The organism is Vibrio sp. RM-69-4, from assembly GCF_024743775.1.
GTDB classification, from domain to species: Bacteria; Pseudomonadota; Gammaproteobacteria; order Enterobacterales; family Vibrionaceae; genus Vibrio; species Vibrio anguillarum.
In genome coordinates this window covers 773,618-786,245 of sequence record NZ_JAMQXI010000076.1, presented here as the reverse complement: position 1 = coordinate 786,245, position 12,628 = coordinate 773,618, and the positions used below count along the sequence as shown (strand labels likewise).

At 43.8% G+C, this 12,628-nt stretch carries 10 protein-coding genes and 4 tRNA genes; 2 read left to right on the top strand and 12 right to left on the bottom strand.

Annotated elements, in window-relative coordinates; genetic code table 11:
- Nucleotides 1–23 precede the first annotated feature (23 nt).
- On the bottom strand, nucleotides 24–671 hold the full coding sequence (locus NB504_RS15815; RefSeq protein ID WP_258429275.1) for a thiopurine S-methyltransferase: 648 nt from the start codon (nucleotides 669–671) through the stop codon (nucleotides 24–26).
- A 346-nt stretch (nucleotides 672–1,017) separates the two neighbouring features.
- On the opposite strand from NB504_RS15815, the gene NB504_RS15810 reads away from it, so the two are divergent.
- Nucleotides 1,018–1,791, top strand: coding sequence for a phosphoribosylglycinamide formyltransferase (locus NB504_RS15810; protein WP_017044849.1), 774 nt, complete (start codon nucleotides 1,018–1,020; stop codon nucleotides 1,789–1,791).
- Nucleotides 1,792–1,862: 71 nt separating this feature from the next.
- Here NB504_RS15810 and ihfA read toward each other — a convergent pair whose 3' ends face one another.
- The 3 genes from ihfA to pheS all read right to left on the bottom strand — a co-directional run bounded on the left by ihfA (nucleotide 1,863) and on the right by pheS (nucleotide 5,968).
- On the bottom strand, nucleotides 1,863–2,159 hold the full coding sequence (gene ihfA / locus NB504_RS15805; protein ID WP_010319630.1) for an integration host factor subunit alpha: 297 nt from the start codon (nucleotides 2,157–2,159) through the stop codon (nucleotides 1,863–1,865).
- A 421-nt stretch (nucleotides 2,160–2,580) separates the two neighbouring features.
- Entirely contained in the window at nucleotides 2,581–4,968 is a 2,388-nt protein-coding gene (gene pheT / locus NB504_RS15800) for a phenylalanine--tRNA ligase subunit beta (RefSeq protein WP_258429274.1), read from the bottom strand.
- 16 nt (nucleotides 4,969–4,984) lie between these two features.
- On the bottom strand, nucleotides 4,985–5,968 hold the full coding sequence (pheS, locus tag NB504_RS15795) for a phenylalanine--tRNA ligase subunit alpha (protein ID WP_017044058.1): 984 nt from the start codon (nucleotides 5,966–5,968) through the stop codon (nucleotides 4,985–4,987).
- A gap of 216 nt (nucleotides 5,969–6,184) precedes the next feature.
- On the opposite strand from pheS, the gene NB504_RS15790 reads away from it, so the two are divergent.
- Nucleotides 6,185–6,667 (top strand): GNAT family N-acetyltransferase, encoded by a 483-nt coding sequence (locus NB504_RS15790; RefSeq protein ID WP_088728925.1) that lies wholly within the window; start codon nucleotides 6,185–6,187, stop codon nucleotides 6,665–6,667.
- 84 nt (nucleotides 6,668–6,751) lie between these two features.
- On the opposite strand, the gene NB504_RS15785 is transcribed toward NB504_RS15790, so the two are convergent.
- The 8 genes from NB504_RS15785 to uvrY form a co-directional block, all read right to left on the bottom strand.
- Nucleotides 6,752–7,726, bottom strand: coding sequence for a carbohydrate porin (locus NB504_RS15785; RefSeq protein ID WP_088728926.1), 975 nt, complete (start codon nucleotides 7,724–7,726; stop codon nucleotides 6,752–6,754).
- 883 nt (nucleotides 7,727–8,609) lie between these two features.
- Nucleotides 8,610–8,685: transfer RNA gene (locus NB504_RS15780), tRNA-Gly, on the bottom strand.
- A 23-nt stretch (nucleotides 8,686–8,708) separates the two neighbouring features.
- Nucleotides 8,709–8,795, bottom strand: a tRNA-Leu gene (locus tag NB504_RS15775).
- 85 nt (nucleotides 8,796–8,880) lie between these two features.
- A tRNA-Gly gene (locus NB504_RS15770) sits at nucleotides 8,881–8,956 on the bottom strand.
- A gap of 2 nt (nucleotides 8,957–8,958) precedes the next feature.
- Nucleotides 8,959–9,032 (bottom strand) — tRNA-Cys (locus NB504_RS15765).
- Between the two features lie 268 nt (nucleotides 9,033–9,300).
- Nucleotides 9,301–9,858 carry a CDP-diacylglycerol--glycerol-3-phosphate 3-phosphatidyltransferase gene (gene pgsA, locus NB504_RS15760; protein ID WP_013856615.1) on the bottom strand — a complete coding sequence of 186 codons (558 nt, stop codon included), beginning with the start codon at nucleotides 9,856–9,858 and terminating at the stop codon, nucleotides 9,301–9,303.
- A 46-nt stretch (nucleotides 9,859–9,904) separates the two neighbouring features.
- Nucleotides 9,905–11,737 carry an excinuclease ABC subunit UvrC gene (gene uvrC / locus NB504_RS15755; protein WP_258429273.1) on the bottom strand — a complete coding sequence of 611 codons (1,833 nt, stop codon included), beginning with the start codon at nucleotides 11,735–11,737 and terminating at the stop codon, nucleotides 9,905–9,907.
- A complete protein-coding gene (uvrY, locus tag NB504_RS15750; protein ID WP_026028128.1) occupies nucleotides 11,737–12,381 on the bottom strand; it encodes a UvrY/SirA/GacA family response regulator transcription factor in 645 nt (214 codons plus the stop codon). The genes uvrC and uvrY overlap by 1 nt, the downstream gene beginning before the upstream one ends.
- Nucleotides 12,382–12,628 lie beyond the last annotated feature (247 nt).

The window sequence follows — 12,628 nt, the reverse complement described above, 5'->3', positions numbered from 1 at the left end:
ATAAACGATTTAAGCATAGTCTGTTACTTCTCAATTAACCACACGACTTCAGCAAAACGGCTTAATCCTCGTTGACTGATTTTAGGGTTATTTTCATCAGCATCGTCACGAAACAGACACGTCACTTTGCAGTCAGTGAATAACGACTCAACTTCATTTTTGGCGACACAGAATGGAGGGCCCATCATTTCACTTTGAACGTAATCCAGCGTCACAAGCAGCACCCTTCCGCCCTCTTTCAACAATGAAAGCAAGCGAGTAACGTACTCCTTTCGCATTTCAGGGGGCAGCGCAACTAACGCCGCTCTGTCGTAGATAAGCTCAACCGCTTTTAGCGGCGCACTAAAAACATCTCCGGTATAAATCATCAGTTCATCAAACTGATACAGTTCATGCGCTCCATTTAAGCGAGTGACCGTTGGCGTATAAAAATGCTCGGCAAAAAAGGAACGAACGGCAATTTCACTCAGCTCTACACCCTGAACCTGTTCATGCTGGGAAGCGAGCCATATCAAATCTTCACTTTTTCCGCACAATGGTACAAATACACTTTCATTTCGTTGAGGTGAGAGTTGAGGCCAATATTCGATCAACAATGGGTTCACATCTTCTAAGTGAAATCCTATTTGGTTGGAGGCCCATTTCTTGTGCCAAAACTCGGGGTCTTTCATTATCTTCGTGCTCTACGATTAAAATCTACAGCCAGACAAAGTACATGCTACTGACTAATAAGTGAATCCCCAACGGGTTAAACAAACAGCACAAAGACAGATAAAGATGTTCATATTTGGTTCATCCTTATTAGATACACTTGGTAACACATCAAATTGAACAGATAGCCTGGCGAGGCATCTGAAGATAAGACCTGTGATAAAGCGCAAAATTATGGATTAATTGTTCCACGAGCTATTGAGTTCACTTTCTTCATCCCAAGATCTCATAGCAGCGACTCTGGTTATCACGTGTTTAGGTCTATTTTGGTTTCACCTTTTACCTAGACTAAGTTAAGGAGAATGAATGAGCCTATTTTTACGTACTACGGCACTGATGCTTTTAGTACTAAGCAGAGCCCCTGCCTTTGCAGCCGTTCCGTTCAATTCAGAAAGTGATGCCAAAGTTGGTGAATCGAAAAACCAACTCTCATCTAAACTGTTCAAGCATAGTTTAAGCGGTTTATATGGCATCCAGTCCACCAACAACCAGCCTTTGCAACCCTACAACGACTTTGAAATTCTCTACAGTAAAGCTCACCAAGCTCAACGTGAACTTGAAACATTGTGCAGAAGTACTGCTTTACTGACATCAACAGAGGCTCACTTTTCTGGCGTGAAATCACGTGACCGAGCATTAAGTAAAATAGAACATGAATTAGGTGGACGAGCTGATAGGATCACAGATTTAGCCAGAACCACTCTTGTGGCAAATGATGTGCCAAGCTTAGTCGAGGCTTATGAAGTATTAAGCCGAGAAGCCAGCATCGTAAAAGTAAAGAACCGCTTTAAATCGCCTGCCGCATCAGGCTATCGTGATTTAAACTTACTGGTTCAACTTCCTAAAACCAATGTTATTGCAGAAGTACAATTACATCTTAAAGCCATTGCCGATGTGAAAAATGGCCCCGAGCATCGTTTCTATGAACAGATCCAGAAGTTTGAACGTGTCGCCGCATTAGAGAAGCGAGCGTTACATGATATTGAAAAGGCGCAAATTAACCAGTTTCGTCGCCAATCTATCGAACTCTACCAAAACGCCTGGCAGCCGTATATCACCACTCATATTCAAGCAGCCTAATACGTTCAGAACCTTTAACTCACCATAAACAGAAAAAAAAAGACCACGCATAGCGTGGTCTATTGCTCGGTCTATTTTTCGACATTAATGTTCTCGACTCGGGCTTTTAATTTCTGCCCTGGGCGGAACGTTACGACACGTCGAGCGGAGATAGGAATATCCTCACCTGTTTTTGGGTTTCGACCCGGACGCTCGTTTTTGTCTCGTAGATCAAAATTACCAAAACCAGATAGTTTTACCTGTTCGCCACTTTCAAGCGCCTTGCGAATCTCTTCGAAAAACACTTCAACCGTTTCCTTGGCATCCCGTTTACTGTATCCAAGCTTTTCAAACAGGTTTTCAGCCAATTCGGCCTTTGTGAGCGCCATAAAACTTCCCTCAAAGCTATGTTAAACCTTGCTGCTTCTAAGCAGCGCCAAAGCATTTTCGCTTAGCCAATCAATAAGATATCGGCTTTACCTGAAAAGTGTATGCCAAGCTTCTGATTTTCGCCAACTTTTTTATTCGCAACAATATTAATAGTTTCATCAAAATAAGCGCATATACTGGCTGCATTTATACAATTAGACGTCGAAGATTGAGAAAAAACACTGACAATTTAGTTAGTTATATCATAACAGCCAACATTTTCAGAATTTCATACTATTTTGAATGGATATCGATTTCTGATAAAAAAATTTATAACCTGTTAAATCATAGACTTGTTTAACACTAACCTGTCACTAAATTGCATATAAAAAAGCAGGCCCAACTTGAACCTGCTCAAATATACTTAGGCTACTTTCTGAATTAGTCGCGCAGGGCTGCACCAAACTGTGCCGCTACTGAAGTCACAATCGATTCAACAGCGCTTGCAATATCGGCTTCTTCTAAAGTACGTTCAGTCGATTGAAGCATCAACGCAATCGCTAAACTCTTCTTGCCCTCTTCAACCCCTTTGCCTACATAAACGTCAAACAGCTTCGCCTCTTTTAGAAGCTCACCACCAGCGTTACGACATGCATCGACAATATCACCTGAAGCAATGGCGCCATCAACAACCAGTGCTATATCACGGCGGTTCGCTGGGAACTTAGACAGTGATGCAGCTTCTGGAATTACACGGGTGTTCACCGCTGACCATTCAAGTTCAAATACGATGGTGCGGCCATTCAAGCCAAACTTACGCTCAAGCTCTGGATGAACAGTGCCTATCACCCCAATAATCTCACCATCGACAACGATGGCGGCCGATTGCCCAGGGTGCAGCGCTGGGTGTGCAACAGAAGTAAAACTGTAAGCTTTGCCGTTGGCGGTTAAATCAAGAATGGCTTCCAAGTCACCTTTTAGATCGAAGAAATCAACCGTTGCGGTGTCCATGTTCCAGTGCTCTTCACCACGAGTACCAGATATTACACCCGCGAGCATAGGCTCTTGGCGCATACCGTTCTCTGCCGAGACATCAGGAATAAAACGCAAACCATATTCAAACAAACGAACGCGTGGCTGCTGGCGTTTCTGGTTATGAACCACGGTATTTAATAGACCTTGGATCAAGCCCAAACGCATCGCCGACATATCAGCAGAAATAGGATTAGGCAGAATGAGTGGTTCAACATCTGGAACAATCAGTTTCTGCTGCTCTGGCTCAACGAAGCTGTAGGTGATCGCTTCATGGTAACCACGGTCAACTAACAAATGACGAACACGCTTAAGTGGCAAGTTTGCTTCTTGGTGGTCATTCATGCTCAATGCTGCAACGGGAGCTTGATTAGGGATATTGTTGTAACCGTAAATACGGCCAATTTCCTCAATCAAGTCTTGCTCAATCGCGATATCAAAACGCCACGTTGGCGCGGTAGCAACCCAACTGTCTGCACGGCTCTCAACACTCATACCTAAACGTTTTAGGATTTCAACCACATCAGCATCCGCAATGTGATGACCAAGCAAACTGTCCAGTTTAGTGCGACGAAGTGTGACTTGATTTGGTTTAGGTAACTCCGTTTCAGACTCAACACTAACCACAGGTGCAACTTCACCGCCACAAATATCAACCAGCAGCTGAGTCGCTCGTTCCATCGCACTGACTTGTAACGCGTAGTCAACACCGCGCTCAAAACGCATGGATGAATCAGTATGTAGGCCATAGCTACGAGCACGACCGCGGATATGGTCTGGTGCAAAGAAAGCACACTCAAGCAGTACATCTTGGGTTTCTGAGCTAACGCCTGAACCTTCACCACCAAAAATGGCCGCAATGGCTAATGCTTTATTGTGATCGGCAACAACCAGCGTATCAACATTCAACTTAGCTTCAGTACCATCAAGTAGCGTAAGTTTTTCATCCTGCTCGGCCATACGAACAACAATACCGCCTTCGATCTTGGCAAGATCAAAGGCATGCATCGGTTGGCCTTGTTCAAGCAAGATATAGTTAGTGATATCAACCACTGGATCAATTGAACGTAGACCACAACGGCGTAACTTCTCTTGCATCCAAAGCGGTGTTTGGGCTTGAACATTAATGTTTTTAACCACGCGGCCAAGATAACGCGGACAAGCGGCCGGTGCTTTCACTTCAATAGAGACTTTATCTTCAATTGAAGCAGGAACAGCGATGACCGATGGCTCAGTGACATCAATGCGGTTCAATACACCTACTTCACGAGCAAGGCCACGAATACTAAAGCAATCTGCGCGGTTCGCGGTCAAATCAACATCAATAGTCACATCATCTAAGCTTAGGAATTCGCGGAAATCAGTACCAACGATGGCATCTTCTGCAAGCTCCATAATGCCAGCGGATTCAACATCAATCCCTAACTCACTGAATGAACAAAGCATGCCGTGAGAAGGTTGACCACGTAATTTTGCTTTTTTAATCTTGAAATCGCCGGGCAGTACCGCGCCAACAGTCGCTACCGCCACTTTTAAGCCTTGGCGGCAGTTTGCTGCACCACAAACGATATCAAGCAGTTCTTCCTCACCCACGTCAACTTTCGTTACACGCAGTTTGTCGGCATCCGGATGTTGACCACATTCCACAACGTGACCCACTTTGACGCCAGTAAATTCACCGGCGACAGCAAGAACGTCATCGACTTCCAAGCCTGCCATTGTAATTTGATGTGTAAGTTCGTCAGTCGTAACCGCAGGGTTAACCCACTCACGAAGCCATGATTCGCTGAATTTCATTGTGTTTACCCTTGAATTACTTGAATTGTTTGAGGAAGCGCAGATCGTTCTCAAAGAACGCGCGTAGGTCGTTGACGCCATAACGAAGCATCGTTAAACGCTCAACACCCATACCAAATGCAAAGCCAGAATATTTTTCAGGGTCAATACCAACACTGCGCAAAACGTTCGGGTGAACCATGCCACAGCCTAGAACTTCAAGCCATTTACCATTTTTACCCTTCACATCCACTTCCGCAGAAGGTTCTGTAAATGGGAAATAAGAAGGACGGAAACGCACTTCAACTTCTTCTTCAAAGAAGTTACATAAGAAATCGTTCAAAATACCTTTAAGCTGAGCAAAATTGACGTGCTCATCAACCAACATACCTTCAACTTGGTGGAACATTGGTGTGTGTGTTTGGTCGTAGTCATTACGATATACGCGGCCCGGCGCAATAAAACGAAACGGCGGTTGACCATTTTCCATAGTGCGAATTTGCACACCTGACGTGTGTGTACGCAACATTAAATCTGGATTAAAGAAGAAGGTATCGTGATCAGTACGTGCTGGGTGATCGGCAGCGATATTCAACGCATCAAAGTTGTGGAAGGCGTCTTCAATTTCAGGGCCAGATTCAACATGAAAACCAAGCTCACCAAAGAACTGCTCAATGCGTTCAACTGTGCGAGTCACTGGGTGTAAGCCACCATTTTCAATGCGGCGTCCAGGCAAAGTAACGTCAATCGTTTCAGCCGCTAGTTTGGCTTCTAACTCTGCTCGCTGCAAAGCATCTTTACGCGTAGCAATGGCGTGTTGCACTGTTTCTTTCGCAACGTTGATCTCTTGACCTGCAGCGCGACGTTCTTCGGGTGGCAATTTACCTAGGCTCTGTAGCTGAGTGGTTAACTCACCTTTTTTACCCAAGTACTGAACACGCACTTCATCAAGTGCGACTAGCGAATCGGCAGCATTAATCGCTGCGGTCGCATTAGCAATAATCTCTTCTAGATGTTGCATCGTTTCCTCATCTACCTGTAGGTAGTGTCCATATAGGATGTTTTTGTATTTTTCAGATAGCTGCACATAGTATCGAAAGCCACCTCTAAAGCCAAATTGAAATGATACTGACGCTTGCTCTTGAACAAAAAAACGGCATTATTTTTGCCGCTCTCTTGATATTACCTCCCTCTCCCCAAACAATAATAAAAACATGACTATTTTTAAGAAGAAACGATGAACATCACGATAACACCAATCAAACCACAAGATGATTCGGACATTTGTAAAATTATCCAATCTGTAGGCGCTGAATTTGGGGCCATAGGTGAGGGTTTTGGCCCATCTGATGCTGAAGTGGAAAACATGAGTCAACATTATACGCAAGAGAGCAGCAGCCTTTATCTGGTAGCCAAACGTGACGGCATCATTGTCGGTGGAGCAGGTATTGCAGCCTTTCATCATAGCCAACGGATCTGTGAGCTAAAAAAACTCTTCTTATTACCAGAAAGTCGCGGTTGCGGGCTGGGAAAAATGCTCAGTGAAGCATGCCTATCGTTTGCTCAAAATGCAGGTTATCAATCTTGCTATTTGGATACGTTATCTAGTATGACATCCGCCATTCAGTTATATGAAAAACTCGGATTTATACATTTGGATCGACCAATGGACGGCACTGAGCACAACGGCTGCGATGTTTGGATGCTTAAACAGCTGTAAATCATCGCATCTGCTTATACAAAAAATGCCTACCGAACGGTAGGCATCAAAAGCAGTTGAGATTTAATGCTTAAGTTTTAAAACTTAGAAGAAGTATTTTAGACGGATACGCATACCTAGATCTTTATTTTCTGTATCGTCTACTTTCGAGTAGTAAGTACCTAGATAAACAGAGAAATCTTCCACATCCATCACATTAGCAAATTGGTAAGAAGCATAAGTGGTATTTACCTTCTCGCTAGTACCTTTATCAACATCACCATAGACATGACCTAGACCAAAGCCTTTAAACAGTAAGTTAGCACCGATGGTCGTATCTTCTTGTTTAGTTTTGTCGAAATCACGGAACGCATAGTTCACGTTGATAGAAAGATCGTTAGCAGAATAGTTAACTGTCGCGCCATAACCAAGGAAATCATTCGCAGCATCTTTATCATCTGCAGTCAGATTGGCTTCTAAACCAGCAGCAACACGAACTGAGTCAACGATTTGGTACGCAACAACTGGGCGTACGAACACAGCATTTTTATCCGCTGTAGTCGCATTCTTCTCAAATTTGGTAGAGAGTTCAAAGTAAAGATTATCCGCTGTCTTACTAAAACCGACTTGGCCGTTATCGCCACGACCACGAGCCGCATTCGCTCGATACGGTTCTGCTGTTGCGTATTCAAGCATAGTATCTTGACCAACAGGGAATAGATCAAATGCTTCATAACGACCTACTCTCAATTCCCAGTTATTTGCCTGACCAAATGCAATCCACGCATCATCAAGCTCAACATCACCCGTTGTTTTAAGTAAAGGCTGTGCTTGTGCTTTGATATAACGGTCACCACTCACACTGCGCTCACCAGCGATTTGAACCAAAAGACGACCGTCTTGATTTAGCTCTTGCTTGTCAGTGGCATTTTTATCACGAAGGTTGATATCGAACTCAACATCACCGCCGATTGAGAAAACACCTTGTTCACCTTCAACACTGATACCTGCGTTTGCTTGTAGTGCGGCTGAAATTAGAATTGCGGCAAGAGAAAGTTTACCAGAGGTAGCAAAATTCATTTTTTATACTCCATCGACCTTATGGTCATCATTATCATTATGTTGGTGCTTGACACCTTGAATCTCATCCTGAGATATAGACAATAAAATTAATGAGTTAGGCTCACATTCACCGGGGGAAGTAGCACGCTACTTTGGTAATCATGAACAGCTCAATCTCTTTATTGCTCAGCAACCACTGCTTATGTATTCCCTTAACGTTGCTGACGGGGATGGAGTTTACATTCACCGAATCAATGTAAAAATAGATCAATGTCACATTAGGAATCGTTCCCATGAATGGGTTATTGATAAGTTTATATAAATCACGCTTTTGCAAATAATTCACACCATAAATTAAATGTTGGCACGAAAATTATGTGAAGTAGGCCGAAATTTCACTTCACAAAATAATAACAACTCAAGATAAAGGTTGCTTTATCAAATTATTAACATTCTAGAATTGAGGATGGAGAGTAAAAACGATGCGAGATTTGACCATAAATTGAAGCACTGCTGTTTGATGGTGATGGCTTTGCTTAAAATATTTCAATTTCACGTCCGAAACCGTCAACGAATATAGTGAACGTAGGGGGGCGCTAGGGCTTTAATTTGGAGCGACACACGAGGTTCGCTTTCTTTTGAACTAAAAGCGTGACCTCACCTTGGCAAGGTTGCTCTAAAACGATATCGTTGGTTGTAAACTGGCTGTGAGACAGAGATGAAAAAGCCCCAGCATTTCCGCTAGGGCTTTAATTTGGAGCGACACACGAGGTTCGCTTTCTTTTGAACTAAAAGCGTGACCTCAACCTTGGCAAGGTTGCTCTAAAACGATATCGTTGGTTGTAAACTGGCTGTGAGACAGAGATGAAAAAGCCCCAACATTTCTGCTAGGGCTTTAATTTGGAGCGACACACGAGGTTCGAACTCGTGACCTCAACCTTGGCAAGGTTGCGCTCTACCAACTGAGCTAGTGTCGCATACTGCATAAGCAGTAAAAAGATGGTGCCCCGGGCCGGACTTGAACCGGCACGACTCGAAAGTCGAGGGATTTTAAATCCCTTGTGTCTACCAATTTCACCACCAGGGCACGCAATTCTGCGTTGCGATGCTGTTTACAAAATTTAGTAACACCATCTTTAGATACTGAACGTTAAGTTCAACACCTCAAAATTTGGAGCGACACACGAGGTTCGAACTCGTGACCTCAACCTTGGCAAGGTTGCGCTCTACCAACTGAGCTAGTGTCGCAATGGAGGCGCGTCCCGGAGTCGAACCGAGGTCCACGGATTTGCAATCCGCTGCATAGCCCCTCTGCCAACGCGCCCCTGTAACATCAAGGGGTTGGGTTGTTTCTTCCGTTCCTCTCAAGTACGGGATGCATTCTACGCATTCGATTCGATGAGTCAATATTATTTTTTTAGTTTTTAAACCGTTTGGCTATTTTGCATTCAAAAAGGACAGATTTGGTTAATTTGATAGCAAAATTCACCACCTTTTACACGAGATAACTGTGCTTTAACTGAAGCAATAATGCATGTTGTGAAAGGGATTGTAGAAATTGGAGGAACAAAAAACGGGCCTAAGCCCGTTTCTTAATGATGTTCTGCATTGAGGAGGTCGTCTTTAGCTGCCGCCAAGTATTGAACCATTGACCAATAGGTCAAAATGGTTGCGATGTATAACGCTGCATAGCCGACCCACACCATCCAATCATCATGACGCCAAATCAGTACCCACAATGCAAACATTTGGGTGAGCGTCTTAACCTTCCCAACCCATGAAACGGCCACACTGGCTCTTTTACCAATTTCCGCCATCCATTCTCGCAACGCAGAAATGATGATTTCACGTGCAATCATTGTCACGGCTGGAATCGTTATCCAGAGACTGTGGTAATGGTCGGTGATCAAGATAAGAGCCGTCGCAACGAGCACTTTATCCGCTACTGGGTCAATAAAAGCACCAAAGCGAGAGGTTTGCCCAAGTTTTCGCGCAAGCATGCCATCTAACCAATCGGTAAAACCCGCTACCCAAAACACCATTGCCGCAGCAAAAGGGCCCCAGCCGTAAGGCAGATAGAAAACAACGACAAATACTGGGATAAGGAAAAGTCGTAATAAAGACAAAATATTAGGAATATTCAAACGCATATTTATAGGCTCTTATCGATTGCGCGGTTATGTTGCGTTATTTTTCTTATTGTTTCAATGCTTGATAAATGTTTTCAGCTAAAGAATGGCTAATACCGGGTACTTTGGCGATTTCTTCAACAGTGGCTCTTTTTAGCTCTTGCAGCCCTCCCATATATTTCAGCAGTGCTTGCCGGCGTTTAGGCCCAACCCCTTCTATGCCTTCCAATGTACTAGTACGCCGTGTTTTACCTCGTTTGGCTCTATGCCCAGCAATGGCGTGATTATGACTTTCATCGCGAATATGCTGAATCAAATGCAAAGCTGGCGCATCACTTGGCAGGTTAAATTCATCACCATCGGTTGTAATCAACGTTTCTAGCCCCGGTTTGCGGGTAACACCTTTGGCGATACCAATCATCACCGGTCTTTTCGGCCAATCTTGCCAATGGCTAGAGATGATCTGCAAAGCTCGATTCAATTGCCCTTTACCACCATCAATGAAAATGACATCGGGGATTTTTTCCACGTCAAGCTGCTTGGAATACCGCTTATCTAACACTTGTCCCATTGCAGCGTAATCATCCCCACCAGTAATTCCCGTGATGTTATAACGGCGGTATTCTGGTTTAACAGGCCCTTCTTGGTTAAATACCACGCATGAGGCGATCGTGCTCTCTCCCATGGTGTGCGAAATATCAAAACACTCCATACGCTCTATGCTATCCAACCCTAAAACAGCTTGAAGTGCTTTAAAGCGCTGGTTGATCGTCATTCTATGGTTAATTTTAGCCGTTATTGCGCTCAATGCATTGGTATTAGCCAATTTTAAATATTGAGCACGCACACCTGTTGGGCTGATGTGGAAAGAAACTTTACGCCCGACCAGGGTCTGTAAGGCTTCTTGCAGCGGCTTTTCATCCTCTAGCAGACCCGCATTTAAGATCACTCGACTTGGGATCGTACGCGCTTCATTGTGACTTAAATAATACTGTCCTAAAAAGCCATCAAACACCTCTTCTTGAGTCGTGTTAGCCGGAATTTTAGGAAAATGGCTACGACTACCCAATATTTTACCTTGGCGGATCATCAAAATATGGATGCAAGCGATGCCATTTTCTTGGGCAAATCCCAATATATCCATGTCATCCATCGTCTCTTCAGAAACAAACTGTTGTTCTTGGACTCTTCGAATGGCTTGGATCTGGTCTCTAAATTTAGCGGCATTTTCAAACTGCAGTGCTTGGCTGGCTTGTTCCATTTTTTGCACTAATGTTTCAAGTACTTGGTTATCTTTGCCTTGCAAAAACAATCGAACATAATTAACCAATTCAGCATACTCTTCATCCGCAATGATATGACTCACACAAGGTGCAGCGCAGCGGCCAATTTGATACATCAGACAAGGACGAGTCCGGTTGCTATAGACGGTATCTTCACATTGTCTTACCGGAAATATTTTTTGGATGAGGTGTAACGACTCTCGAACCGCACCAGAATCAGGGTATGGACCAAAATACTCACCTTTGCGCTTTTTCACGCCACGATGCAACGACAAACGAGGATGCTTATGCCCACTAATAAAAATATACGGGTAAGATTTATCGTCTCGCAGCAGCACATTGTATTTAGGCAAATATTGCTTGATGTAATTGTGTTCAAGGATCAACGCTTCCGTTTCAGTGTGAGTAACGGTGACATCAATTTTATCGATATGGCTGACTAACGCGCGCGTTTTCTCACTGTCGATTGTTTTTCGAAAGTAACTAGAAAGGCGTTTTTTGAGGTCTTTGGCTTTGCCAACATAGATGATATCAGCCTCGGCGTTATACATTCGATAAACGCCGGGCTGATGGGTAACGGTTTTAAGAAAAGCGACCGAGTCGAACAAAGAAGTCACTAAAGCGTCTCGGTGTCTAACATTCCGTGTCGAATAGCTAAATGGGTCAGTTCAACATCACCGCTGATCGCTAACTTACTAAACAGTCGATAGCGATAGCTATTTACTGTTTTGGGGCTAAGACTAAGTTGCTCGGAAATATCCGTCACTTTTTGCCCTTTGGTAATCATCATCATAATCTGCAGCTCTCTTTCCGAGAGATCAGCAAATGGATTGTCAGAAGCTGGCGAGAATTGGCTTAATGCCATTTGCTGTGCGATTTCAGGCGAGATATAACGCTGCCCGCTATTCACAATGCGAATCGCGTTGACCATTTCATCTGGGCCTGCACCTTTGGTTAAATAACCCGCGGCTCCAGCTTGCATCACTTTGGTCGGAAATGGATTTTCCGTATGAACCGTTAACACGATGATTTTCACATCTGGATTAAAGCGCAGAATTTTTTTTGTCGCTTCCAAACCGCCGATACCAGGCATGTTCATATCCATTAAAACAACGTCGACATGATTACTGCGACACCATTTTACTGCTTCTTCACCACTGTCAGCTTCCCCTACTACGTTCATTCCACGGACGTCTTCAATAATACGTCGTATCCCTGTGCGAACCAGCTCGTGATCATCTACAAGGAAAACACTTATCAAACTTGTATCTCCACACTCATCTATTGGCTCTGCACCCACTGAATCGTGGATAGCAGCATCGCGGCCCACATTAATTAGCTCACAATTGGAAATTAACTCACAATCGGGTAATTAACTTAACATTGGTTTTTACTCACACTGAATATGTGCTCAAACCCCAAATTTGGCAAGTACTTATTTGTTCGGCTAATCATCCAATGAGAATCCATCAACAAATCAAAAGCTTAATTATATTAGCAGAGATGCC